The organism is Streptomyces sp. S.PNR 29 (assembly GCF_030386795.1).
Classification (GTDB): domain Bacteria; phylum Actinomycetota; class Actinomycetes; order Streptomycetales; family Streptomycetaceae; genus Streptomyces.
This window is the reverse complement of the sequence record NZ_JANUQM010000003.1, coordinates 372,723-398,707: the sequence shown is the minus strand read 5'-3', so window position 1 is coordinate 398,707 and position 25,985 is coordinate 372,723. Positions and strand designations below refer to the sequence as shown.

General features: G+C 69.4%; 21 protein-coding genes. 15 read left to right on the top strand and 6 right to left on the bottom strand.

Annotated elements, in window-relative coordinates; all coding sequences use genetic code 11:
- Positions 1 to 23 precede the first annotated feature (23 nt).
- Positions 24 to 728 carry a DUF1707 domain-containing protein gene (locus NW895_RS10670; RefSeq protein WP_289935164.1) on the bottom strand — a complete coding sequence of 235 codons (705 nt, stop codon included), beginning with the start codon at positions 726 to 728 and terminating at the stop codon, positions 24 to 26.
- Between the two features lie 209 nt (positions 729 to 937).
- Here NW895_RS10670 and NW895_RS10665 point away from each other — a divergent pair, with 209 nt between their 5' ends.
- Complete coding sequence (locus tag NW895_RS10665) at positions 938 to 2,626, top strand: fumarate hydratase (protein WP_289935163.1); 1,689 nt, start codon at positions 938 to 940, stop codon at positions 2,624 to 2,626.
- A 65-nt stretch (positions 2,627 to 2,691) separates the two neighbouring features.
- Here the strand turns inward: NW895_RS10665 and NW895_RS10660 are convergent, their stop codons facing one another.
- The gene (locus tag NW895_RS10660; RefSeq protein WP_289935162.1) at positions 2,692 to 3,072 is read right to left on the bottom strand and encodes a VOC family protein; all 381 of its coding nucleotides are present in this window, start codon (positions 3,070 to 3,072) and stop codon (positions 2,692 to 2,694) included.
- Positions 3,073 to 3,212: 140 nt separating this feature from the next.
- Positions 3,213 to 4,244 carry a LacI family DNA-binding transcriptional regulator gene (locus tag NW895_RS10655; RefSeq protein WP_289935161.1) on the bottom strand — a complete coding sequence of 344 codons (1,032 nt, stop codon included), beginning with the start codon at positions 4,242 to 4,244 and terminating at the stop codon, positions 3,213 to 3,215.
- Between the two features lie 485 nt (positions 4,245 to 4,729).
- Here NW895_RS10655 and NW895_RS10650 point away from each other — a divergent pair, with 485 nt between their 5' ends.
- The 14 genes from NW895_RS10650 (at position 4,730) to NW895_RS10585 (ending at position 22,389) form a co-directional block, all read left to right on the top strand.
- A complete protein-coding gene (locus tag NW895_RS10650; RefSeq protein ID WP_289935160.1) occupies positions 4,730 to 6,091 on the top strand; it encodes an extracellular solute-binding protein in 1,362 nt (453 codons plus the stop codon).
- A gap of 99 nt (positions 6,092 to 6,190) precedes the next feature.
- Positions 6,191 to 7,186, top strand: coding sequence for a sugar ABC transporter permease (locus NW895_RS10645; RefSeq protein WP_289935159.1), 996 nt, complete (start codon positions 6,191 to 6,193; stop codon positions 7,184 to 7,186).
- The gene (locus tag NW895_RS10640; RefSeq protein ID WP_289935158.1) at positions 7,183 to 8,088 is read left to right on the top strand and encodes a carbohydrate ABC transporter permease; all 906 of its coding nucleotides are present in this window, start codon (positions 7,183 to 7,185) and stop codon (positions 8,086 to 8,088) included. The genes NW895_RS10645 and NW895_RS10640 overlap by 4 nt, the downstream gene beginning before the upstream one ends.
- A 47-nt stretch (positions 8,089 to 8,135) precedes the next feature.
- Positions 8,136 to 9,656 carry an alpha-N-arabinofuranosidase gene (locus NW895_RS10635; RefSeq protein ID WP_289935157.1) on the top strand — a complete coding sequence of 507 codons (1,521 nt, stop codon included), beginning with the start codon at positions 8,136 to 8,138 and terminating at the stop codon, positions 9,654 to 9,656.
- 102 nt (positions 9,657 to 9,758) lie between these two features.
- Positions 9,759 to 11,804, top strand: coding sequence for an RICIN domain-containing protein (locus NW895_RS10630; RefSeq protein ID WP_289935156.1), 2,046 nt, complete (start codon positions 9,759 to 9,761; stop codon positions 11,802 to 11,804).
- 155 nt (positions 11,805 to 11,959) lie between these two features.
- Complete coding sequence (gene araB / locus NW895_RS10625; protein ID WP_289935155.1) at positions 11,960 to 13,615, top strand: ribulokinase; 1,656 nt, start codon at positions 11,960 to 11,962, stop codon at positions 13,613 to 13,615.
- A gap of 29 nt (positions 13,616 to 13,644) precedes the next feature.
- Positions 13,645 to 15,162 carry an L-arabinose isomerase gene (araA, locus tag NW895_RS10620; RefSeq protein ID WP_289935154.1) on the top strand — a complete coding sequence of 506 codons (1,518 nt, stop codon included), beginning with the start codon at positions 13,645 to 13,647 and terminating at the stop codon, positions 15,160 to 15,162.
- A gap of 14 nt (positions 15,163 to 15,176) precedes the next feature.
- On the top strand, positions 15,177 to 15,902 hold the full coding sequence (gene araD / locus NW895_RS10615; protein ID WP_289935153.1) for an L-ribulose-5-phosphate 4-epimerase AraD: 726 nt from the start codon (positions 15,177 to 15,179) through the stop codon (positions 15,900 to 15,902).
- Positions 15,899 to 16,315: a signal peptidase I gene (locus tag NW895_RS10610; RefSeq protein WP_289935152.1), complete on the top strand. Its 417-nt coding sequence runs from the start codon at positions 15,899 to 15,901 to the stop codon at positions 16,313 to 16,315. The genes araD and NW895_RS10610 overlap by 4 nt, the downstream gene beginning before the upstream one ends.
- A 59-nt stretch (positions 16,316 to 16,374) precedes the next feature.
- Positions 16,375 to 17,763, top strand: coding sequence for a class II fumarate hydratase (locus tag NW895_RS10605; RefSeq protein ID WP_289935151.1), 1,389 nt, complete (start codon positions 16,375 to 16,377; stop codon positions 17,761 to 17,763).
- A gap of 71 nt (positions 17,764 to 17,834) precedes the next feature.
- Positions 17,835 to 18,530 carry a DUF402 domain-containing protein gene (locus NW895_RS10600; protein ID WP_289935150.1) on the top strand — a complete coding sequence of 232 codons (696 nt, stop codon included), beginning with the start codon at positions 17,835 to 17,837 and terminating at the stop codon, positions 18,528 to 18,530.
- Between the two features lie 412 nt (positions 18,531 to 18,942).
- On the top strand, positions 18,943 to 21,024 hold the full coding sequence (locus NW895_RS10595) for a SpoIIE family protein phosphatase (RefSeq protein ID WP_289935149.1): 2,082 nt from the start codon (positions 18,943 to 18,945) through the stop codon (positions 21,022 to 21,024).
- Between the two features lie 231 nt (positions 21,025 to 21,255).
- Entirely contained in the window at positions 21,256 to 21,729 is a 474-nt protein-coding gene (locus tag NW895_RS10590) for a hypothetical protein (RefSeq protein WP_289935148.1), read from the top strand.
- Positions 21,730 to 21,888: 159 nt separating this feature from the next.
- A complete protein-coding gene (locus NW895_RS10585) occupies positions 21,889 to 22,389 on the top strand; it encodes a hypothetical protein (protein WP_289935147.1) in 501 nt (166 codons plus the stop codon).
- Positions 22,390 to 22,458: 69 nt separating this feature from the next.
- Here the strand turns inward: NW895_RS10585 and NW895_RS10580 are convergent, their stop codons facing one another.
- The 3 genes from NW895_RS10580 to NW895_RS10570 form a co-directional block, all read right to left on the bottom strand.
- Positions 22,459 to 23,022, bottom strand: coding sequence for a hypothetical protein (locus NW895_RS10580; RefSeq protein WP_289935145.1), 564 nt, complete (start codon positions 23,020 to 23,022; stop codon positions 22,459 to 22,461).
- A 27-nt stretch (positions 23,023 to 23,049) separates the two neighbouring features.
- Entirely contained in the window at positions 23,050 to 23,292 is a 243-nt protein-coding gene (locus NW895_RS10575) for a hypothetical protein (RefSeq protein WP_289935144.1), read from the bottom strand.
- A gap of 194 nt (positions 23,293 to 23,486) precedes the next feature.
- Positions 23,487 to 25,832, bottom strand: a complete 2,346-nt coding sequence (locus NW895_RS10570) for a transglycosylase domain-containing protein (RefSeq protein WP_289935513.1) — start codon at positions 25,830 to 25,832, stop codon at positions 23,487 to 23,489.
- Positions 25,833 to 25,985 lie beyond the last annotated feature (153 nt).

Genomic DNA, 25,985 nt, shown 5'->3' with positions numbered 1-25,985 from the left:
CGACGTGGTCGAATTCGCAACCGTCAAAGATCCAACTGTTTGCGCAAACCCCTGTCGACCTTGCGCTGCACGCGATCGACCTTGTACTGCACACGATCGAGAATGTCCGCGACGAGCTTGCCCCGCTTGGGCCGCGCCTCGACGCTGCCCAGCACGGCCCAGCCGTCCACGTAGACCACGGGGGCCTGGGGTTCGCCCGAGTCGAGGGTGCGCACCTCGAAGCTGCCGAGCACACCGCCGCCCATGCCGTGCAGCGACACGTTCTCCGGGACGCGGATGTCCACGCTGCCGAAGACGGAGACCGTCTTGATCACGACCTGCTGGTACTCGAAGAGTGCCTCGCTGAGGTCTATCTCGACACTGCCGAAGATCGCGTACGCGTGGATTCGGCGTCCCGCGCGCCAACGGCCCTTGCGGACGGCGCTGCTGAAGACCGCCACCACGTTGTCGTCGGGGTCGGCCGGAAGCGCGCCGGTGGCGGGGCGGTGGGGGGCGGAGGCGGCGGCACGTCCCTGGTGCGCGGCGGGCAGGTCGCGTATGAACACGTCCAGTTCGCCGACCGTCTTGGCGCTCAGCACCCCCTCGACCCGCTCGGCGTGCTCGTCGGCGGTCAGGCGGCCCTCGGCGAGGGCCTCGCGCAGGATGTCGGCGACGCGGTCGCGGTCGGCATCGGAGGCGCGGAGCTCGGAGGCGGCGGGTGCGGGCGCGGTCTGCTTCGGAAGGTCCACGGCAGCAGCGTACCGAAACGCGATAGATCGCGACTACCCCTCGTGGCGCGCTGTGGAAAAGGTCTGCCCACGGAACCCCCATGCCTGTGGAAAACCCGGGCCGGGCGACTGAGCCTTACCTCACGCGCTCGCTGCCGGAGGCAGGTTCTACGCTTATGGACGCCCGCCAACGGAGGCGGCAGCCGTCTGTCGAGTGAGGAATGGGCGACATGCCGAGTAGTTCCCCCCCACCCAACCCAGCATTCGCGTACACCGATCTGCTCCCCATGGGAGAGGACACCACCCCGTACCGGCTGGTGACCTCCGAGGGTGTCTCCACCTTCGAGGCCGACGGGCGGACCTTCCTCAAGGTGGAGCCGGAGGCGCTGCGCAAGCTGGCCGAGGAGGCCATCCACGACATCCAGCACTACCTGCGCCCCGCGCATCTGGCGCAGCTGCGGCGGATCATCGACGACCCCGAGGCGTCGAGCAACGACAAGTTCGTGGCGCTGGACCTGCTGAAGAACGCGAACATCGCGGCGGCGGGTGTCCTGCCCATGTGCCAGGACACGGGCACGGCGATCGTCATGGGCAAGCGCGGGCAGAACGTGCTCACCCAGGGCGGCGACGAGGAAGCCCTGTCCCGCGGCATCTACGACGCCTACACCAAGCTCAACCTGCGCTACTCGCAGATGGCTCCGCTCACCATGTGGGAGGAGAAGAACACCGGCTCCAATCTCCCCGCCCAGATCGAGCTGTACGCGACCGACGGCGGCGCCTACAAGTTCCTCTTCATGGCCAAGGGTGGCGGCTCGGCCAACAAGTCGTTCCTGTACCAGGAGACGAAGGCGGTACTGAACGAGGCCTCCATGATGAAGTTCCTGGAGGAGAAGATCCGTTCGCTCGGTACGGCCGCCTGCCCGCCGTACCACCTGGCCATCGTCGTCGGCGGGACCAGCGCCGAGTACGCGCTGAAGACGGCGAAGTACGCCTCCGCGCACTACCTGGACGAGATCCCCGCCGAGGGCTCGCCGCTGGGGCACGGTTTCCGCGACAAGGAGCTGGAGGAGAAGGTCTTCGAGCTGACGCAGAAGATCGGGATCGGGGCGCAGTTCGGTGGCAAGTACTTCTGCCACGACGTGCGGGTGGTCCGCCTGCCGCGGCACGGCGCGTCCTGCCCGGTCGCGATCGCGGTGTCCTGCTCGGCCGACCGTCAGGCCGTCGCGAAGATCACCGCGGAGGGCGTCTTCCTGGAGCAGCTGGAGACGGACCCGGCGCGGTTCCTGCCGGACACCACGGACGAGCACCTGTCGGACGACGACGTGGTGAAGATCGACCTCAACCAGCCGATGGACGCGATCCTGGCCGAGCTCACCAAGTACCCGGTGAAGACCCGGCTTTCGCTCAGCGGCCCGCTGGTCGTGGCGCGGGACATCGCGCACGCCAAGATCAAGGAGCGGCTGGACGCGGGCGAGGAGATGCCGCAGTACCTGAAGGACCACCCGGTGTACTACGCCGGTCCAGCGAAGACGCCGGAGGGTTACGCCTCCGGTTCCTTCGGCCCGACGACGGCCGGCCGCATGGACTCCTACGTCGAGCAGTTCCAGGCGGCGGGCGGCTCCAAGGTGATGCTGGCCAAGGGCAACCGCAGCAAGCAGGTGACGGACGCGTGCGCGTCCCACGGCGGCTTCTACCTGGGCTCCATCGGAGGCCCGGCGGCCCGCCTCGCCCAGGACTGCATCAAGAAGGTCGAGGTCGTCGAGTACGAGGAGCTCGGCATGGAGGCCGTCTGGAAGATCGAGGTCGAGGACTTCCCGGCGTTCATCGTCGTCGACGACAAGGGCAACGACTTCTTCCAGGACCCGGCCCCCCAGCCGACGTTCACCAGCATCCCGGTGCGGGGGCCCGGCCTCGCCTGACGCCATCTCAGCACCCCGCACAGAGCCCCCGGCACGCCGCCGGGGGCCTGTCGCGTCGGGCGGCCTCACGGCCAGGTGCGGGCGAGGGCCTTGAAGGTGTCCGGGTCGCTGTGGACGGGAATGACGCACACGGGGTGGCCGCCGGGTGCGCGGAGCACGTGGCAGTCGAGCCACTGCGCTGTCTTCACGGCGCCCAGAGCGAGCAGGCGCTCGGTCTCGGCCTGGACGTCGTCGGTTTCGATGTCGATGTGGAAGCGCGGCGCGTCGTCCACGGCCTGCACCGCGGCGACGATCCCGGGCAACGCCTCATGCAGCACGGTGAACTGCGGTTCCGAGGGCACCTGCCGGGCGGGGGCGCCGAGCGCGGCCGACCAGAAGGCAATCGCATCGGCGGTTTCGGCTTCGGGCGTATCGATCAGAACGGCATAAACGCGGCTTCGGTGCATGACTACGCGAGACCTCGAATTGTCGTGGACGGCAGGTGAGTTCCCGGCATGCCGATGGGCGGGCTGCTCGCCTCCGGAGGGGCTCACTGCTGGACAGCGTCAGGCCGTGTGAACGTGCTGCGGGCGGAAGCCAGGGTGGATCACGACGGATGGGGGCGTGTGACGGTGCTGGCGCGGACGATGAGTCGGTGGGGGGCGCGGATTTCCAGGCCGGGGACGGGTGTGGTGCTGCCGATGCGGGTCAGCAGGCGCTCGACGGCCGTTTCGGCGATCATCTTCTTGTCCGGTGAGATGGTGGTGACGGGCGGATTGGAGTAGCGGCCGTCCTCGATGTCGTCGTAGCCGACGACGGCGACGTCTTCGGGGACGCGCAGGCCGCGGAGGGCCAGCGTGTGCAGGGCGCCCAGGGCCACCAGGTCGCTGTAGCAGAACACCGCGTCGGGCGGTTCCTCCAGGTCGAGCAGGTGGGCCATGGCGGTGGCGCCGTCGGAACGGTTGAAGCGCGGGGTGGAGATGATGAGCTCCTCCCGGACGGGCACGCCGGCGCGCTCGTGGGCCAGGCGGTAGCCGCGGGTGCGCAGTTGGGCCGCCTCGCCGGTGCGGTAGGGCTGGTCGCCGATCGCGGCGACGCGGCGCCGGCCGAGGCCGAGCAGGTGCTCGGTGGCCTCCATGGAGGCGGTGACGTCGTCGATGCCGACGTGGTCGAAGCTGCCGTCGCTGACCCGCTCGCCGAGGATGACGAGCGGCAGGCTCGCATCCCGCTCGGACAGGTCGGACTGGGCCAGGCCCAGGGGGCTGAAGATGACGCCGTCGAACAGCAGGGACTGGGAACCGCGGGTGAGGAACCGCCGCTCGTGCTCCGCGTCGCCGTCGGTCTGATCGATCAGGACGTTGTAGCCCCGCACCCGGGCGACGCGGATGATGCCCTGCAGCAGCTCGGCGAAGTACGGCGTGTCCAGGTACGGCACGACCACCGCGATCTGGCCCGAGCGCCCGGCGGCGAGGTTGCGGGCCAGCACGTTGGGCCGGTAGCCGAGCTCGTCCACGGCCCGCTGCACCCGCTCGCGGGTCGCCTCGGACACGGGCGCGTAGCCGTTGACCACGTTGGACACGGTCCGCGCGGAGACGCCGGCGAGCGCCGCGACCTCGCGGAGCGTGACGCCCTTAGACATATGCCACCTTCATCCCGGATGTCGGTTTCAGCGCTGAAAGTTTCCTCGGAGTTACCTCTTGCAGCGTGGCAAGTTCTCGGTTAACACTTTTGCAGCGCTGCAGAGCGTAGCAGAGAGCCCCGGAAGTACTCACGGGGCCAACCAGTAGGAGCCGCAGTGGGAACAGCAACCTCTCACGGGCCGGGATCCGCACCCGTCCTGATGGGGCATCACTCTTTACTCGGCGTTCTCTGAGCGCGCCCGCGCGCTGATCCCACAACTGCCTCTCCTTCTTCACCGACGTCACGCACGCCCACCCTCCCGCGTCCGGCGACGTCCGCCCGCCAGGATCCGTCGGCGGGCTGCCCACCCGAGCCGGCGTACCCGTGTCCCTCGGCCCGCCGACGCCGTACCTCCGTGTGCCCGGCGCCCCTTGGCACACCTCGCTGTACCTCCCCGTGCCTCCGTCCTCCTGCCCCTCAGGCACCCTCATCCAGGAGATCGTCATGTCCTCCAGCAGAAAGTCCAAGCTCCGTTCCGTCCGCAGAACCGCCGTCGCGGCGACCTCGGCCGCACTCGCCGGCGTGCTCCTCGCGGCCTGCGGCGGCGGAAGCGGCGGCGGCAGCGGCAGCAGTGCCGCGAGCAGCGGCCCGGTGCACATCAAGGTGTGGGCCTGGTACCCGCAGTTCAAGCAGGTCGTTGACCAGTTCAACAAGACGCACAAGGACGTCCAGGTCGACTGGGTGCAGGCGGGCGTGGGCCAGGACGAGTACACCAAGCTGAAGACCGCGCTGAAGGCCGGCCAGGGCGCCCCGGACGTCGTCATGCTGGAGTTCCAGGAGCTGCCCACCATCCAGCTCTCCAAGGGTCTGCTCGACATGGGCAAGTACGGCGCGAACGCCGACAAGGGCAACTACGTGGACTGGGCCTGGAAGCAGGTCTCCGACGGTGACCACGTCTACGCCATCCCGGTCGACGGCGGCCCGATGGCGATGATGTACCGGGCCGACCTGTTCAAGAAGTACAAGCTGAAGGTGCCGACGACCTGGGCGGAGTTCAAGGAGGAGGCGGCCAAGCTGCGCAAGGCCGACCCGAAGGCGTACCTGACCGACTTCGGCAGCGACCAGACCGCCGCCGGCTGGCGCCAGGGCCTGACGTGGCAGGCCGGGTCCCGCCCTTACACCTACGCGGCGAGCAAGCTGCCGAACCTCGGGGTCAAGCTCAACGACGACAACGCCAAGAAGGTGTACGAGTACTGGGGCGACCTGGTCAAGAACAAGCTGGTCGACACCCAGTCGTACGCCACCACGGACTTCTACAACGGCCTCAGCAGCGGCAAGTACGCCACCTACATCGCGGCCGGCTGGGGTCCGGGCTACCTCTCCAGCGTCGCCAAGAAGACCGCGGGCAAGTGGCGCGTTGCCCCGCTGCCGCAGTGGACAGCGGGCGGCAACGCCCAGGGGGACTGGGGCGGTTCCACCTTCGCGGTCACCAGCCAGACCAAGCACCCGAAGGAGGCCACCGAGGTCGCCCGGGAGCTGTTCGGCACCTCGGAGGCCGCGTGGAAGATCGGCATCGACCAGGCCTACCTGTTCCCGCTGTCCAACCCGATCCTCAACGGGTCGTACTTCAAGGACAAGAAGTACGACTTCTTCGGCGGGCAGCAGATCAACAAGGTGTTCGTGCCCGCCGCGAACGGCATCGGCGCCTTCGACTGGAGCCCGTTCCAGGACTTCTCCTACAACACCGAGACCAGTGAGGTGGGCAAGGCCCTCCAGGGCCAGACCCCGTGGTCGTCCGTCGCGGACAACGTCCAGCAGCAGGTGACCTCCTACGCGACCAAGCAGGGATTCAAGGTCAGCCAGTAACCGGCCCGAGTCCCCGACTCCCCCCTGCCCCCGCCGGCGGCGCGCGAGCGCCGTACGCCCGCCGCCGGCGGGGGCCCGCCAGACGCGCAAGGAGATGTGATGAGCCTGCTCCGACAGCAGGGACCCGCGGCGGCCGTACCCCTGAACCAACCCGTCACCAAGGCCGGCGGCACCCACGCCGCCGGCCGGAAGGCGGGCCGGCGCAGCGGAAAGCTGTCCGGCCGCACCCGGCACAAGGCCATGGGCCTCCTGCTGGTCACCCCGTTCGGCCTGCTCTTCGCGGCCTTCCTGGTGGCCCCGCTGGCCTACGCCTTCTGGCTGAGCCTGAGGACCTCCACCCTGGTGGGCGGTGACCACTTCAGCTGGTTCGCCAACTACCAGCAGACCTTCACCGACCCGCACTTCCTGTCCGGTGTGCGCCGCGTGGTGCTCTTCGGCGTGGTGCAGATCCCCGTCATGCTGGGGCTCGCCCTGCTCGGGGCGCTGATCATCGACGAGGTCACCAGCCGCCTCGCCAAGGTGTTCCGGATGACGCTGTTCATGCCGTACGCCGTGCCCGCGGTGATCGGCGCGCTGATGTGGGGCTTCCTGTACAGCCCCACCTTCGGCCCGGTGAACTCCCTGAGCAACGCGCTCGGCCTGGGGACGGTCGACCTGCTGGGGCACGGCCTGATGCTGTCCTCGCTCGGCAACATCGTGACCTGGCAGTGGACCGGCTACAACATGATCGTCCTGTACGCCGCCCTCCAGGGCCTGCCCCGCGAGGTGTACGAGGCGGCCAAGCTGGACGGCGCCGGGCAGCTCCAGACGGCCCTGCGCATCAAGGTCCCGATGATCTCCTCGGCGATCGTCCTCACCCTGATGTTCACCATCATCGGCACCCTGCAGTTCTTCACCGAGCCGCGCGTGCTGGAGCCGACCGCCTCCTCGGTGATCACCCCGGACTACACGCCCAACCTGTACGCCTACAACCTCGCCTTCCAGTACTCGGAGTTCAACTACTCCGCCGCCATCTCCTTCTCGCTCGGAGCGGTGGTCTTCATCGGCTCCTACCTCTTCCTGTTCGCCACGCGTAAAAGGAGCGGACTGAAGTGACCACCGCCGCTGCCCCCGTTCCCACCGTCGCCGCCGCCCGGGCGCCCCGCCGTACGTCCTCCGCCCGAGGACGCGTCACCGTCAACGCGGTGATGGTGGCGATGATCCTGTACTTCCTGCTGCCGTTCTGGTGGCTGGCCGTCGCGGCCACGAAGAACAACGACGCGCTGTTCTCCACCGCCGCCCTCTGGTTCCACTCGCCGGCCTCCTTTCTCGACAACCTCCAGCAGCTGTTCACGTACGACGACGGCGAGTACCTGCGCTGGATGGGCAACACCGCGATCTACGCCGGCGTCAGCGGTGTCGGTGCCACCACGGTCGCGACCTTCGCCGGGTACGCCTTCGCCAAGTACCGCTTCCCCGGCCGGAACCTGCTCTTCTCCAGCCTGCTCGGCGCCATCATGGTCCCGGCGACCGCGCTGGCCATCCCCACCTACCTGCTGCTGAGCAAGGTGGCGCTGACCAACACCATGTGGGCGGTCATCCTGCCCTCGCTGCTCAACCCGTTCGGCGTCTACCTGGTGCGGGTGTACGTGCAGGAGTCCCTGCCGGACGAACTGCTGGAGGCCGCCCGCGTGGACGGCGCCGGCGAGATGCGGGTGCTGTTCAACGTGGCGCTGCCGACGCTGAAGCCCGCGCTGGTGACCGTGCTGCTGTTCTCCATGGTCGGCACCTGGAACAACTTCTTCCTGCCGCTGGTGATGCTGAACAACGACAAGCTGTTCCCGCTCACCGTCGGCCTGCAGTCCTGGTACCAGGGAGCGCTGATCCAGTCCGGCGCCAACGCGCTGTTCACCCTCGTCATCGCGGGTTCTCTCGTGGCGATCCTCCCGCTGATCGTCGCCTTCCTGCTCCTGCAGCGGTACTGGCGCGGCGGTCTGACCGTCGGAAGCCTCAAGTAGCCCTGCTTTCCTCTTCTTCTTCTCGCGCACCTCCCGGAGCGACCTTCATGCTGCACGCCTCCCTGACCGTCGACCCCGCCTTCCGCGTCGCCGACGTGAGTCCCCGTACCTTCGGCTCGTTCGTCGAGCACATGGGCCGCTGCGTCTATACCGGCATCTACGAGCCCGGCCACCCGCTGGCCGACGAGGACGGCCTGCGCCGGGACGTCCTGGACCTGGTGCGCGAGCTGGGCGTGACCACCGTGCGCTACCCGGGCGGCAACTTCGTCTCCGGCTTCCGCTGGGAGGACAGCGTCGGCCCGGTCGCCGACCGCCCCACCCGCCTGGACCTCGCCTGGCACAGCACCGAGACCAACGCCTTCGGCCTGCACGAGTTCCACCGCTGGGCCCAGAAGGCCGGCGTCGAGCCGATGATGGCCGTCAACCTCGGAACCCGGGGGGTACAGGAGGCCCTGGACCTGCTCGAGTACTGCAACCACCCGGGCGGCACCGCCTGGTCCGACCAGCGGATCAGGAACGGCGCCCCCGACCCCTTCGGCATCCGCATGTGGTGCCTGGGCAACGAGATGGACGGCCCCTGGCAGACCGGCCACAAGACGGCCCGGGAGTACGGCCGCATCGCCGCCGAGACCGGCCGGGCCATGCGCATGGTCGACCCCGGACTGGAACTGATCGCCTGCGGCAGCTCCAGCTCCTCGATGCCGACCTTCGGCTCCTGGGAGGCCACCGTCCTGGAAGAGGCCTACGAGCAGGTCGACTACATCTCCTGCCACGCCTACTACGAGGAGCTCGACGGCGACCTCGGCAGCTTCCTGGCCTCCGGCGTCGACATGGACCACTTCGTGGAGTCCGTGGTCTCCACCGCCGACCACGTCCGAGCCAAGCTGCGGCAGAAGAAGCGGATCAACCTCTCCTTCGACGAGTGGAACGTCTGGTACCTGTCCCGCTTCGAGTCCCAGGACAAGCCCACCGACTGGGCCGTGGCCCCCCGGGTCATCGAGGACGAGTACAACGTCGCCGACGCCGTCGTGGTCGGCGGGCTGCTGATCAGCCTGCTGCGGCACAGCGACCGCGTCACCGCGGCCTGCCTCGCCCAGTTGGTCAACGTCATCGCGCCCATCCGCAGCGAGCCCGGCGGCCCGAGCTGGCGGCAGACCACCTTCCACCCCTTCGCCCAGGCGGCCCGCCACGCCCGCGGCACCGTCCTGCGGACCGAACCGGTCGCGCCGGTGTACGAGACAAAGCGGTACGGCGAGGTCCCCGTCGTCGACGCCGTCGCCACGCACCTCGCCGGCGCCGACGGGGCCGACGAGCTCACCGTCTTCGCCGTCAACCGGCATCAGAGCGAGAACGTCGAACTCGCCCTCGACCTGCGGGCGTTCCCCGGCTACGTCCCCGTGGAGCACTCGGTGCTGAGCGACCCCGACCTCCGCGCCACCAACACCCAGGACGACCCCGACCGCGTGCGCCCGAACGAGGCCGGCACCGGTTCCGTCACCGACGGACGGCTCACCGCGAGCCTGCCGCCCGTCTCCTGGAACGTCATCCGGCTGCGCCGCGCCGGCTGACACACCCCTCGGACACCCGCCGCTCCCCACCCCCTTGTTTCTCCCCCCGGAGCGGCGGGCCCCGCACCACCCCCTCTTCCCGGACATTCCTTGGGAGCCGCCATGTCCACCACCAGGGAAGGCGCCAGACACCGCGCCGTACCCCGACCCCAGGCGATCACGCTGCTGCTGGCCCTGCTCGCAGCCGCCGTCGCCCTCGTCCTGCCCGCCTCCGGCCAGGCGCACGCGATCTCGCGCGCGACCCAGACGATGTACACCTCACCGTCGACCGCCCCGTCGCCCGGCGCGCTCTACCCGCGCGGCCTGCGCCTGCAGTACAGCGGATCGTCCAACGGCACCATGCTCGCCACGTTCGAGCAGTACAGCTCCGGCACCCCCGTCTTCCCGATCTACCGCAGCACCGACAACGGCAACAGCTGGACGCAGATCTCCAGCATCTCCGACACCCACAACGGCTTCGGCATGCGCTACCAGCCGCAGCTGTACGAACTGCCCACGCAGATCGGCAACTTCCCGGCCGGCACGATCCTCGCCGCGGGCAACTCCATCCCGAACGACCTGTCCTCGACCGAGCTGGACCTGTACGCCAGCACCGACCACGGCATGACCTGGTCGTTCGTCAGCAGCATCGCCCAGGGCGGCAGGGCCGACGTCACCAACGGCGAGACCCCGGTGTGGGAGCCGTTCCTGATGGTGTCCGGCTCCAAGCTGATCGTGTACTACTCCGACCAGCGTGACCCCAACCACGCCCAGAAGATCGTCCACCAGACCACCACCGACGGCATCACCTGGTCCTCGGTCGTGGACGACGTTGCCATGCCGACCTACACCGACCGCCCCGGCATGCCGGTCGTCGCGCAACTGCCCAACGGCAACTACGTGATGACGTACGAGTACGGGGGCGCACCCGAAGGCAACTTCGCGGTCTACTACAAGATCTCCTCCAACCCCGAGGCGTTCGGCTCCGTCACCGGCACCGTCCTGAGGTCCACCGACGGGTACGTGCCCACCAGCGCGCCGTTCATCACCTGGCTTCCCACCGGCGGTCCCAACGGCACCCTGGTGGTCAGCGGCCAGAGCACCACCGACCTCTTCCTGAACACGCAGAACGGCGCGGCGGGCGCCTGGACGCGCATCGCCTCCACCGTCCCCCGCGGCTACAGCCGCGGCATGGTCCCCCTCGCCGACGGCCACAGCCTGGAGATCTTCAGCGCGGGCGTGGTCAGCAACACCGTCAAGAACCCGGTCACCTACGGCACCATCGACCTGGGCGGCGGCATCTCCGACGGTGCCACCTACACCATGTCCAACGCCAACAGCCACCTGATGCTGACCATCGTCGGCGGCACCACCACCAACGGCACCTTCGCCACCCAGCAGAACGCCGACAACGCCACCGACCAGCAGTGGAAGTTCGTCCAGCAGCCGTCGGGCTACTTCAAGATCTTCAACGTGGCCAGCGGCAAGCTCCTGGGCGTGCAGAACGCCTCCACCGCCAACGGCGCCAAGGTCCTGCAGTGGGACGACAACGGCACCCTCGACCACGAGTGGGCCGTCGCCCCGAACCCGGCGGGCGGCTTCACCGCCACCAACCGCAACAGCGGTAAGTACCTGGAGATCCCCAGCGCCTCCACCACCGTCGGCACCGCCGCGGGACAGTGGGACAACACCGGCTGCGCCTGCCAGCGCTGGAACCTCACCCAGACCGCCCTGCCGAACCTGGCCACCGGCCAGTACCGCCTGATCAACAAGAACAGCGGCAAGTTCCTGGAGATCCCCGGCGCGTCCACCACGGTGGGCAAGCAGGCCGGCCAGTGGGTGAACACCGCCAACAACTGCCAGCTGTGGACCTTCACGGCGCAGAGCGGCGGGGCGTGGACCGTGAAGAACGTCAACAGCGGTCTGTTCCTCGACAACAACGGTTCGACCTCGGCCGGCGCGGCCGTCGTCCAGAACTCGTCGTCCACCGCGAACGGCCAGAAGTGGACGCTCACGGACGCCGGCAACGGCTACTTCAAGCTCGTCAACGTCGGCAGCGGCCTGGTGGCGGACGTCGCCTCGGCCTCCACCGCCAACGGCGCGCTGATCGTCCAGTCGGCGGACAACGGAGCCGACGACGAACTCTGGCAGATCGCCCGGGTCAACTGACCCGTTCCTTGGAGACCGGGGCCCGGATCTCGGCCGGGCCCTGGTCAGTTCTCGCCATCTGACTTGAAGTTTGCCAGCCGAAAACCCGAACATCGCTCGATATTTCGAACAGTGGGGGTAAATATGCGCGTGTATGTGAAAGAGGAGGTGCCGCTGTGAATCCAGAAGCCTGTGTTGTCGGCGTCGACTATGGAACCCTGTCCGGCCGTGCCGTCGTCGTCCGCGTCCGAGACGGCGCGGAGCTCGCGTCGGCGGAGCACGCTTACTCCCACGCCGTCCTGGACCGCACCCTGCCCGATGGCACCGGGCTGCCCCCCGACTGGGCCCTGCAGGTCCCCTCGGACTACATCGATGTCCTGCGCACCGCCGTACCCGAGGCCCTCGCCCGCGCCGGAGTGGAGCCCGGGCAGGTGATCGGTATCGGTACCGACTTCACCGCGTGCACGGTCCTGCCGACGCTCGCCGATGGCACCCCGCTGTGCGAGCTGCCCGAGTACAACGCCCGTCCGCACGCCTACGTCAAGCTGTGGCGTCACCACGCCGCCCAGGGCCAGGCCGACCGGATCAACGCGCTGGCCGCCGAACGCAAGGAGCCGTGGCTGGAGCGGTACGGCGGGAAGATCTCCTCGGAGTGGGAGTTCGCCAAGGCGCTCCAGGTCCTGGAGGAGGATCCGGAGATCTACCAGCGCACCGAGCGGTGGGTGGAGGCGGCGGACTGGATCGTGTGGCGGCTGTGCGGGAGGTACGTCCGCAACGCCTGCACGGCCGGTTACAAGGGCCAGTACCAGGACGGGGTCTACCCCTCCCGGGCCTACCTGGAAGCGCTCAACCCGGGCTTCGCCGACTTCGTGACGGAGAAGCTGGACCAGCCGATCGGCCGGCTCGGCGACGCGGCCGGAGTGCTGACCGCTGAGGCGGCCGCCTGGACGGGGCTGCCGGAGGGCATCGCGGTGTGCGTCGGCAATGTCGACGCCCACGTCACCGCCCCCGCCGCGGCTGCCGTGGAGCCGGGGCAGATGGTGGCCATCATGGGCACCTCGACCTGCCATGTGATGAGTTCCGACCAGCAGGGCGTGGTGCCGGGCATGTGCGGTGTCGTCGACGGCGGCATCCTGCCCGGGCTGTGGGGATACGAGGCCGGGCAGAGCGGTGTGGGTGACATCTTCGCCTGGTTCGTGCGCACCGGTTTCCCCGCGGAGTACGCCGAGCGGGCCGCGGCCGCAGGCCAGAACGCGCACGAGTACCTCACCGCTCTGGCGGCGGGACAGAAGGTGGGCGAGCACGGTCTGATCGCGCTGGACTGGCACAGCGGCAACCGCTCGGTGCTGGTCGACCACGACCTGAGCGGCGTGGTCGTCGGCCAGACCCTGTCGACCCGTCCGGAGGACATCTACCGGGCCCTGCTGGAGGCCACCGCCTTCGGCACCCGCACCATCATCGACGCCTTCGAGGACGCCGCCGTGCCGGTGAAGGAGCTGATCATCGCGGGCGGTCTGACGAAGAACGCGCTGCTCATGCAGATCTACGCCGATGTCACCCGCCGCCCGCTCGGCGTCATCGGCTCCACCCAAGGCCCGGCGCTGGGCGCGGCCATGCACGCGGCCGTCGCCGCGGGGGCGTTCCCCGACATCCGGGCGGCCGCGCAGGCCATGGGCAAGGCCGAGCGCGGGGTGTACCTGCCCGACCCGGAGCGGGCGGCGGCTTATGAGCGCCTGTACGCCGAGTACCGGGTGCTGCACGACTACTTCGGCCGCGGCACCAACGACGTCATGCACCGCCTGCGCCGCATCCGCGCCGAGGCCCTGGCCTGAACCCTCCCGTCTTGTGAAAGGACCCCATCATGACGACTGCCACGAACCTGTACGAGGGCCAGGAGATCTGGTTCCTGACCGGCAGCCAGCACCTGTACGGCGAGGAGACCCTGGCCCAGGTCGCCCATCAGTCCCGCCAGATCGCCGAACGCCTCGACGCGGCCGGCGAGATGCCCCTGAAGATCGTGTGGAAGCCGGTCCTGACCGACGCGGAGTCGATCCGCCGGCTGTGCCTGGAGGCCACCGCCTCCGACGTATGTGTCGGCGTGATCGTGTGGATGCACACCTTCTCCCCGGCCAAGATGTGGATCGCCGGACTGAGCGCGCTGGACCGGCCGGTGCTGCACCTGCACACCCAGTACAACCTGTCGCTGCCCTGGTCGAGCATCGACATGCACTTCATGAACCTCAACCAGGCCGCCCACGGGGACCGCGAGTTCGCCCACATCGAGGCCCGCGTCGGCGTCAGCCGCAAGATCGTCGCCGGACACGCCACCGACCCCAGGGTCGTCGGCCGCATCGCCGCCTGGACCCGGGCCGCGGCCGGGCGCCACGCCGCCCGCACCCTGCGCCTGGCCCGCTTCGGCGACAACATGCGCGAAGTCGCCGTCACCGAGGGCGACAAGGTCGAGGCACAGCTGCGGTTCGGGTACTCCGTGAACACCTACGGCGTCAACGACCTCGTCGCCGTCGTCGACGCCATCGAGGACAAGGCGGTGGCCGAACTCGCCGCCGAGTACGTCGAGGCCTACCACGTGGTGCCCTCCCTGCGCCCCGGCGGCATCCGCCACGACTCCCTGCTGTATGCCGCGCGCCTTGAACTGGGCCTGCGCGCCTTCCTCACCGAGGGCGGCTTCACCGCCTTCACCACCAACTTCGAGGACCTGGGCGGCCTGCGCCAACTGCCCGGCATAGCCGTCCAGCGGCTGATGGCCGACGGCTACGGATTCGGCGGCGAAGGCGACTGGAAGACCTCCGCACTGCTGCGCACCATGAAGGTCATGGGCGCCGGACGCCCCGGCGGCACCTCGTTCATGGAGGACTACACCTACCACCTCGGCCCCGGCGCCCCGCGCATCCTCGGCGCCCACATGCTGGAGGTCTGCCCCTCCATCGCCGCCGACCGCCCCAGCTGCGAGATCCACGCCCTGTCCATCGGCAACCGCGAAGACCCCGTCCGCCTCGTCTTCGATGCCGCCGAGGGACCCGCCGTCGTCGTCGGCCTGGCCGACCTCGGCGACCGCTTCCGCCTCACCGCCAACGCCGTGGACGTCGTCGCCCCCAGCCAGCCCCTGCCCCAGCTTCCCGTCGCCAGAGCCGTGTGGAAGCCCCGCCCCTCACTGGCCGAATCGGCCGAGGCCTGGCTCCTGGCGGGCGCGCCCCACCACACCGTGCTCAGCTCGGCCGTGGACGTCGAAACCCTGACCGACTTCGCCTCCATGACGGGAGTGGAGCTGTTGATGATCGACGAGAACACCACCCCCGATCAGCTCGCCAAGGAAATCCGCTGGAACGCGGCGTACCACCGCCTGGCCCAGGCTCTGTGAGAAGGGAACCGACGATGACCACAGATGTCCGGCAGGGCCTGCGCCAGGAGGTCCTGGACGCCAACCTGGCCATCCCTCAGGTCGGCCTCGCCACTCTGACCTGGGGCAACGTCAGCGGAGTCGACCGCGAGGCCGGGGTGTTCGTCATCAAACCCTCCGGCGTCCCCTATGAGGACCTCACCATCGACCACCTGGTGACCGTACGCCTGTCCGACGGCGAGGTCGTCGACGGCCGCCTGCGACCCTCCACCGACACCGAGACCCATCGCTGCCTGTACCTGGCCTTCCCCTCCATCGGCGGCGTCACCCACACCCACTCCACCCACGCCGTCGCCTTCGCGCAGGCGTACCGGGACATCCCCGTCCTCGGCACCACCCACGCCGACACCTTCAACGGCCCCGTCCCCGTCACCCGCGTCCTCACCCCGGAGGAATGCGCCAAGGACTACGAGTACAACACTGGTCGCGTCATCGTGGACCTGCTCGACGCCGACGACCAACGCGCGGTCGAGGTCCCCGCCGCCCTCGTCGCCGGCCACGGCCCCTTCACCTGGGGTGCCACCGCCCGCAAGTCCCTGGAGCACGCGATCATCTGCGAGGCCGTCGCCGACATCGCCCTGCACACCATGTCCCTGAACCCGGCAGCTCCTCCGCCGCCGCACCTGCTGAACCGGCACTACACCCGCAAACACGGCCCCGACGCCTACTACGGCAACCCCGGCCTGGCAGCCGCCCCATGACCCACCAGCCCACGACGGACAGTCCTCACCCCGGCGTGTACGTCGGGAAGGCGGACCACGACGCGGCACTGGACCACGGATGGCTGCTCGGGCACTTCAAGGACGCGGACGACCCGCGCCACACCGAAGCGGTGGAGGTCAAATGGGGTGTCCATCCCCGGGGCGACACACGTGCGCAGTGGGTGACGGGCGAGGTCCGGACGGCACTCCTGGTACTCGTCAGCGGCCGGTTCCGCCTGGACTTCCCGGGCAGCAGTGTCGTCCTGCGGGAGCGCGGCGACTACATCCTGTGGGGCCCCGGAGTCGATCACTCGTGGTACGCCGAGGAGGACTCCACCGTGCTCACGGTGCGGTGGCCGTCCGTGCCCGGTTACGCCGCCCGGCCGCAGGCGGAGGAGCGGCGGCCGCGGTGAGAACACCCGGGCGGCGCAGGATGCGGAACATCGCCGCCCGTCCGATCGCTATAGCCGGTATGAGCGACGAATACCGCATCGAACACGACTCCATGGGTGAGGTACGCGTCCCGGCGGACGCCAAGTGGAGGGCCCAGACCCAGCGGGCCGTGGAGAACTTCCCCGTCTCGGGACAGCGCATCGAGCGGGCCCACATCGAGGCCCTCGCCCGCATCAAGGGCGCCGCGGCGAAGGTGAACGCCCGGCTGGGAGTGCTCGACAAGGACATCGCGGTGGCGATCCAGGAGGCGGCCGACGAGGTGGCCCTGGGCAAGTGGGACGAGCACTTCCCGGTCGACGTGTTCCAGACGGGGTCCGGCACCTCGTCCAACATGAACACCAACGAGGTCCTCGCCACCCTCGCCAGTGAGCGGCTCGGCCGGGACGTCCACCCCAACGACCATGTGAACGCGTCCCAGTCCTCCAACGACGTCTTCCCGTCCTCCATCCACATCGCCGCCACGGCCGCCGTCACCCGGGACCTGATCCCGGCCCTGGACCACCTCGCCGGCGCCCTGGAGCGCAAGGCCGAGGAGTTCGCGGACGTCGTGAAGTCGGGGCGGACGCACCTGATGGACGCCACGCCCGTCACCCTGGGGCAGGAGTTCGGCGGCTACGCCGCCCAGATCCGCCACGGCATCGAACGCCTGAACTCTTCCCTCCCCCGGCTCGCCGAACTCCCCCTCGGCGGCACGGCCGTGGGGACCGGCATCAACACCCCGCCCGGCTTCTCCGCCGCGGTCATCGACGAGGTCGCCCGTGCCACGGGGCTGCCGCTCACCGAGGCGCGCAACCACTTCGAGGCGCAGGGCGCCCGGGACGGCATCGTGGAGACCAGCGGACAGCTGCGGACCATCGCCGTCGGGCTGACAAAGATCGCCAACGATCTGCGGTGGATGTCCTCCGGTCCCCGCACCGGGCTCGCCGAGATCACCCTCCCCGACCTCCAGCCGGGGTCCTCGATCATGCCGGGGAAGGTGAATCCGGTCATCCCGGAGGCCGTGCTCATGGTGGCCGCGCAGGTCGTCGGCAACGACGCCACCGTCGCCACCGCCGGGGCCGCCGGCAACTTCGAGCTCAACGTGATGCTGCCGGTCATCGCCAAGAACGTGCTGGAGTCCATCCGGCTGCTGAGCAACGTCTCCCGGCTCCTCGCCGACCGCACCGTCGACGGAATCGTCGCGAACCGGGAACGAGCGCGTGAATACGCCGAGTCCTCGCCTTCCGTGGTGACTCCGCTCAACAAGTACATCGGCTACGAAGAGGCCGCGAAGGTCGCCAAGAAGGCGCTGGCCGAGCGGAAGACGATCCGTCAGGTCGTAGAGGAGAGCGGCTACGTCGACCGGGGGGACCTCACCGCCGAGCAGCTCGACGAGGCGCTGGATGTCCTGCGGATGACACGCCCGTAACCGATCACGCCCCAGCGTGAACCGTGACGCGCACCGCAGCGTCGTATGCCCATGACACCTAATATCTGTGCATGGCAGACGGTGATGTGGTGAGTACGGAAGTGGAAGCGGGCGGGACGACGAGCTTCTGGGCGCCCGGGACACAGATCCTGTGGCGGTACCGGGTCAACGGTGGCGAACGCTTCCACATCGCGCGTCCCGTCACCGTCGTACGCGACGACGCCGAGCTGCTCGCCGTATGGATGGCGCCGGGCACCGAGTGTGTGAAGCCGGTCCTCGCCGACGGCACGCCCGTGCACCTGGAGCCGCTCGCGACGCGCTACACCAAGCCGCGGACGGTGCAGCGCGACCGCTGGTTCGGTACGGGCGTGCTGAAGCTGGCGCGTCCCGGAGAGCCCTGGTCGGTGTGGCTGTTCTGGGAGCCGGGCTGGCGGTTCAAGAACTGGTACGTGAACCTTGAGGAGCCGCTCGCCCGCTGGGACGGCGGGGTCGACTCCGAAGACCACTTCCTGGACATCTCGGTCCAGCCCGACCGGAGTTGGCACTGGCGGGACGAGGACGAGTTCGCGCAGGCCCAGCGGGACGGACTGATGGACACCCAACTGGCCGAAAAGGTACGGAATGCCGGGCGGGCCGTCGAGGAAGTGATCCGAGCCTGGGGTCCGCCGTTCTCGGATGGCTGGCAGCACTGGCGCCCGGATCCGTCCTGGGCGGTACCGTCACTTCCGGAGGACTGGGACCGCACGCCCGCGCATGTGTCCTCATGAGACCCTTGCTGCGCCCCCGGGCAAGAAACGTAGGATCGTCCTCCGCAAGGGCGCGTAGCGGCAACTACCGGAGCGCGCGCTGAGCTTGACCGAACGTCACCGAGGGGCGGCTGGACGTGATCGAGGGGTACGAGGGCAGGATCGGTACGGGGCGCAGACGGCCCGCCGATGGCACAGGAACAGCCTCTGACCACGCGGGAATTCCGTTCCTGGGGCAGGTATTGCGGGTATCGGGTTCTCTGCGGGACGAACTGCACGCGCGGCGCACGGCCCTGTCCTCACCTTCCCGTCGTCCGCCCGCAGGGCGAGCCTCGCGGTGTCTGGTGCGTGCAGCCGCAGAGCGAGAAGGTGGCTGGGGGTCCCCCCTGCGGAGCAGGCGGGAATTTGAGGACAGGGCCGTGGCCCCGGACGGATGGATTCGACACGCGTGACGGAGCACCCGACCTCCTTCGAGCGCCCCCAGGCGGGCGTCGACCCCGCGGATCCCCGCGGGGCGCTCCTGCATACCCCGGTGCCCCAGCGCACCACCGGCACCACGGCCTTACCAGCACAGGCGCGCACCGGCGAGACACCGCCGGACACGACGGCGCCGGGTCAGGGGCCCATCGGTGCCACCGAGCACTCCCAGCCGGGCGCCGAGCAGGCCCCCGAGTCCGACATGCACCGTCCGCGGCCCGCTTCCGAGAGCATTCCGGTCCAGCCGGGTGCCGAGCAGGACGGGGCCGAGGCGCCGGAAGGCCAGGAGCGGCGCAGCGGCCAGGGTCTGCCGCCGGGCAGGCCGACGCCGATGCGGCGGGACGGGGACCGGCTGCGGTTCGTGGGTGCCGCGACGCGGCGGATCGCCCGGGGCATGGACCTGGACGAGATCGTGATGGGGCTGTGCCGGGCCACTGTGCCCACCTTCTCCGACGCGATCCTCGTCTACCTGCGCGAGCCCCTGCCGGTCGGCGACGAGCGGCCGACCGGACCGCTGGTGCTGCGGTTGCGCCGCACCGACCGGATACCGGCGGAACGCGACACCGAGGGCGGGTTCATGCCCGCGCTCCAGCCGGAGCCGAACGAGCTGGACGCGGTCGGCAGCGAGCTGTGCGAGGTACGGCCCGGCAGTGCGCTCGCCGAGGTGCTGCGCGGGGTGCGCCCGGTCTTCACGGACGCGCCCGCCGCCCGTGCCGCCCTGCCCGAGCTGCTGGGCGACGGCGGTGAGTTCGCCGTTCCTCCGGGGCAGCGCGCCATCCTGGCGCCGTTGCGCGGCCGGCGCCGGGTGATCGGTGCGGCGCTGTTCCTGCGCCGACCGGAACGTATCGCCTTCGAGGCCGACGACCTGCTGGTGGCCGCCCAGCTGGCCACGCACAGCGCCCTCGGCATCGACAAGGCCGTGCTGTACGGCCGTGAGGCGTACATCGCCGACGAGCTGCAGCGCACCATGCTGCCGGAGACCCTGCCGCGCCCGACGGGCGTCCGCCTGGCCGCCCGCTACCTGCCGGCCGCCGAGACCGCGCGCGTCGGCGGCGACTGGTACGACGCCATCCCGCTGCCCGGCAGCCGGGTCGCCCTCGTCGTGGGCGACGTCATGGGCCACTCCATGACCTCCGCCGCGATCATGGGCCAGCTGCGCACCACCGCGCAGACCCTCGCCGGGCTCGACCTGCCGCCCCAGGAGGTCCTGCACCACCTCGACGAACAGGCCCAGCGGCTCGGCATCGACCGCATGGCAACCTGCCTGTACGCGGTGTACGACCCGGTCTCGCACCGCATCACCATCGCCAACGCCGGCCATCCGCCGCCCGTCCTGCTGCACCTGGGCGGCCGGGCCGAGGTGCTGCGCGTCCCGGCGGGCGCGCCCATCGGGGTCGGCGGCGTCGACTTCGAGGCCGTGGAGCTGGACGCCCCGGCCGGGGCCACGCTCCTGCTGTACACGGACGGTCTGGTCGAGTCCCGCCTCAGGGACGTGTGGACCGGCATAGAGCAGCTGCGCGAGAAGCTCGCCGCGACCGCGCAGCTGACCGGACCCGACCATCCGCCGCCGCTGGAGGCGCTGTGCGACGAGGTGCTGGACATGCTCGGCCCCGGCGACCGGGACGACGACATCGCGCTGCTCGCCGCCCGCTTCGACGGCATCGCGCCGAGCGACGTGGCGTACTGGTTCCTGGAGCCGGAGGACGCCGCCCCCGGCCGGGCGCGGCGCCTGGCCCGCCGTGCCCTGGCCCGCTGGGGCCTGGAGGAGCTCACCGACTCCGTGGAACTGCTGGTCAGTGAGGTCGTCACCAACGCCGTCCGCTACGCCTCCCGCCCGGTCACGCTCCGCCTGCTGCGCACCGACGTGCTGCGCTGCGAGGTCGGCGACGACGTGCCGCAGCTGCCGCGGCTGCGGCAGGCGAGGGCCACGGACGAGGGCGGACGCGGGCTGTATCTGGTCAACAGGCTGGCCAGGCGGTGGGGCGCGACCCGGCTCAGTACGGGCAAGGTCGTCTGGTTCGAACTGAACCGCGGCTGACCCGCCACAGCGACGGCGGAGCGCACCCGGCCGAACCCACGGCCGGGTGCGCTCCGCGCTGGGCACCCGGGTGACAGGGGATGATCCGAACGACAGGGCCGGTCCCGCCTGTTCGGGTGGCATTTGCGGTCGGCCGGGGCAAGGCGCGTTGCGTGGCGGGGTTCCGGCGCCTGGAATGACTCGCCGGTGCTCCTGAGGTCCGAGCACCCCCAGCCACACCCGGGAGGATGCATGCCCTTTTCCACTGTCCGCCGCGCCGTGACCGCCGGCGTCCTGACCACCGCTTTGACGTTCGCCCTGTCGGCGCAGGCCTCGGCAGACGTCGGCGACGAGGACATCGTGCGGGTGAGGTTCACGGGTGTCACCAAGTACGACGCGCGCCCCAAGCACGTCACCAAGGGCGCCAGCTGGGTCAGCTACCTGCATCTGTACACGCCCGACAACAAGTTCGTCGGCGACGCCGGCTCGCGGTGCAGCGCCGTCACGGTCACCACCAACCGGGTGACCACCCAGTGCACGCGGGTGCTGCGCATGAAGGAGGGCGAGATCCACCTTCACGACATGATCGGCCGCGAGGGCAAGGAGACCATCACGGCCAAGACCGCCATCGTGGGCGGCACGGGCATCTACAACGACGCCGAGGGCGAGGGATACATCACCCTGAAGGGCGACCACGTCTACTTCGACCTCCACGTCGATGACTGAGCGGTACGCCTCGCCCGAGGGCCGGCCGGCCGCTGCGCTGCCCGAGTGGTGCGCGCGATCCGGCCACGCGGGGCGCGTCGCCCTGCGGGAACGAACTGCCTGGAATGACTCGCCCCTGCTCCGGAAGGCCTGGAGCACTCTGTACGGCCTGGAGGTCCCGTGATCAAGTCGGTTGTCCGTGGCATCGTCGTCACCGCCCTCACCACCACGATCGCCCTGCTCCCGGCAACGGCACAGGCCGAGGAGTCGGACGAGGACAACGACATCGAGAGGATCGAGCTCACCGGCGTCAACTGGTTCGACACGACGCCGGTGGACATCCGGACCGGCGACAGCTGGGTGACCCGTACGGACCTGTACGCCGAGAAGAAGACGCGGAAGCCGAACGGACGGCGGCTGCAGTACGCCGGTGACGGTCAGGCGGAGTGCAGCGCGGTCCAGGTCCAGGGCAACCAGGTGACGGCGCTGTGCACCCGCGTCCTGAGCCTGCCCAAGGGGACGCTGACGCTCAGCGACATGATCAGATACAGCCCGCGGGAGCCCTTGACGGCCAAGACCGCCATCACCGGCGGCACCGGCCACTACCGCTCCGCCTACGGTGACGGCTACATCACCCTGGACGGCCGGTACAGCCACTGGAAGCTCAACGTCGACGAGTGAGGCGCGGTCGGCCCTGCCGGTGCGGAGGACGCCGTTCGCGTCCGCCGCGCCGGCGCCGTTTCTGAGCTCTCAGTCGTTGATGCCGGAGGTCTTCTCGATGAGGCGCGTGAAGACGATGAGGGCCCCCATGGCGGGGAGGAGGCTGGCCATCGTCCACATGATGAAGAATCCCGCTGCCGCTCCGAAGGTCATGCGGATGGGTGTCGGGGCATCGTCGGACATCCCGGCCACGATCAGCAGGAAAATGGTGGACAGAACCCCCATGGCGACAATGGTGAAGAACGGCCACAGGTAATTGGTGATGGGCAGGATGCCCGCTCTCCTGGCTTTGCGCAGGAAATTGTTGTCGCAGGCGCGCGTGATCATCGCGAGGATGCCGAACACGGCTCCGATGATGACACCCACCATGGAGACGGCGACGCCCAGCACCTCGTCCATCGGCAGGTCGTCGTCATGGCCGAGCCAGGCTCCCCCCGCCCCGCCCAGGATCGCCCCCAGCGGCTCCCCCCACCACCCGCTCCGCAGGCTCACGTGCACCAGCCCGGTGAACTCCTTGAAGTACTTGTCCCCCAAGGTGCGTCCGCTGGGTTCCTCCGGATACGAGCCGAAGCCTGTCCGCTTTTCCGCACCCATCAGGGCCCACCCACTGCCGACCGGTCCTCACGGCTTGGGCACGATGCCGGAAGCGTTGTTCCTGCGCTTCTCCGCTTCTATTTCCGATCCGTACGTGCTCATCTCCCGTATGGCGTCGTACAGCGAGGCGCAGCGCTCGTCGGCAGTTTCCGCCTCTGACTCCTCTTCCGGAATGTCAGTGGCCTGGCCGATGGGCGTGAGCGTGATCCTCGGGTCGAAGTCACGTGTGCCGGCCGTGTGCTCACCGAGTTCTCGAAGAGAGCGGTCCATTGCTCGTGCCACCTTTCATGCGCGTGCCGGACGGCGCACCCGGAATGGGCGGAAACATGCGCTCCACGATAAGCCGGTGCGGTTGACCGGGCCCGTCATGGCGACATTCGGGTGAACAACAGATGAACGCCGGGTGCCCGGCATGCCGCCGGGCACCCGCTGTGCTACTGACTCTCGTGCCGCTGACCCTGGTGCTACTGGTCCTCGCCCGGTTGGACGGGATCCCGGGGGATGCCGTCGCTCGGCGGTTTCGTCGTCGGCGTCTGGGTCGGCGTCTGCGTGGGTGTCTGGGACGGCGTCTGGGACGGCGTCTGGGACGGCGTCTCGGACGGCGTCGGCGCCTGAGACGTCGGCTCCTCGGTGGTCGGCTCCTCCGTGGGCGTCTCGGTCGGCCGCTGGGTGGTCGGCGTCGGCGCCGGGGTCGGCTTGACGGCCGCGCCCTGCGTGGTGTCCAGGTCGAACTCGCTGACCTCGTTCATCACGCCGAAGGTGTACGCCGCCCAGATCTCCGCCGGGAAACCGCCGCCGTTGACGCGGTCCTCGCCGGCCGCGCCGTACAGCGCGACCTGGGCGCCGGTCTTGGCGTCCTGGCCGAACAGGCCCACCGAGGTGACCAGCCGGGGCGTGTAGCCGGTGAACCACGCCGACTTGTTGTTGTCGGACGTACCCGTCTTGCCCGCGACCTGCTGACCGTCGCGCTGGGGGTTGTTGCGCACGGACTCCTGGGCCGTACCGTCGTCGACCACACCGGTCAGCACCGACGTCACCGTGTCGGCGGCCTCCCGGCTGATGACCTGGTCACCGATCGGGTCGGGCATCTTGACCACGCGGTTCTTCTGCTCCGCCGACTTGACGATGCTCGGGGTGACCTTCTTGCCGTGGTTGTCGAGGGTGGCGTACACCCCGGCCATCTCCAGCGGGCTCGCGCCCATGGTGCCGAGGGTCTGGGCGGGCACCGCCTTCAGCCCGTCGGTGTCCATGCCGAGCTCGCCGGCCGTCTTGAGGACGTTGTCCATGCCGACGTCCACACCCATCTGGGCGAAGACGGAGTTGACGGACTTGTTCATCGCCTGCTGCACGGTGATGTCGCCGTAGTTGCGGTCGTCCTCGTTCTCCGGGGCGAAGCCGACCTTGTTGCCGTCGCGGTCGACGACGGGCCGCTTGCTGGTGCCGTCGTAGACCGTGTTCGCGGTGATCGGCGTGCCGTCCGCCGTGGTGGCCTCGTCCTCCAGGGCGGCGGCGAGGATCACCGGCTTGAACGTCGAGGCCGGCTGGTAGTCGGTGCGGGTGGCGTTGCTGACGTAGTGCTTGAAGTAGTCCTCGCCGCCGTACAGGGCGACGACCTTCCCCGTCCTGGGGTCGACGGAGACCGCGCCGGCCTGCACGTTCTTGTCGACCTTGCGCTTCTTCGGGTCCAGCTTGCTGGTCAGCTGGGACTTGACGGCCTTCTCCAGCTGCGCCTGCTTCTTCCGGTCGATGTTGAGCGTGATGGTCCAGCCGTTGTTCTCGACCTCGGCCTCCGCCTGGGACTTGGTGATGCCCTCCTGCTCCATCAGCTGCGCTTCGATCTGCTGGTTGGCGAGCTGGACCAGGTAGCCCTTCTGGCCCGCGAGGCCCGCGGTGCCGCGTGGCGCCTTCGGCTTCGGGAACTCCATGGCGTCGCGCTTGGCCTTGTCCAGCCAGCCCTCCTCGACCATGTTGTTCAGGACGTAGTTCCAGCGCTGCTCCACCAGCCGCTTGCCGTTTTTGGAAGCGACCGCCCAGTCGTACTGGCTCGGTGCCTGCAGCAGCGCGGCGAGGTAGGCGCCCTGCTGGACCGTCAGGTCCTCGGCGTCGACGCGGTAGTAGGCCTGCGCCGCCGCCTGGATGCCGTAGGCGCCGCGGCCGTAGTAGCTGGTGTTGATGTAGCCCGCGAGGATGTCGTCCTTCGACATCTGGCGGTCCACCTTCAGCGAGATGACCAGTTCCCTCAGCTTGCGCGTGACGGTCTGTTCCTGGCTGAGGTAGTAGTTCTTGACGTACTGCTGGGTGATCGTCGAGCCGCCCTGCGTGCCCCTGCCCATCATGGTGTTGAACAGGCCGCGGGCCGTGCCCTTCAGATCGACGCCGGCGTCCTTGTAGAAGGTCTTGTTCTCCGCCGCGACGAAGGTGCGCTGGACTTCCTTGGGCACCTTGTCCAGGCCCACGATCTCGCGGTTGACCTTGCCGGAGCGGGCCAGGACCTTGCCGTCGCTGAACTTGTAGATGTTGCTCTGGCGCTGCGCGGCGGCGTTGCCCTCGGGCACGGGCACGACCAGGTACAGCACGACGAACCCGCCGATGCTGAGCAGGCACAGGCCGAAGAACGTGCCGAGGAGCTTCTTCCAGGTGAACAGCCGGCGTATGCGGCTCTTGCCGCCGCTCCCCGCTCCCCCTCTGCCCGCTCTGCGGGCCGCCGCCCGGCCGCCCTCGACGCCGGCCGACGGCGTCCCGGACGAGCGCCGGGGCGCCGCGCGGTGGCCACCGCGCTGTCGCGCTCGTCTCTCTTCCGCTCGTCCCATGGGTCCGATCTGCTCCGCTTCGCTCATGTGTGATCTGGAGTCACACAGGTTCGCCGCTCAGGTCAGCTCAGAAAGCTAACACCGAGAGATAGGACATAGGGCCGTCGATCCCGTCTTTTACGGACGTGACAATCAGCACCCGTCCCAAAGGAA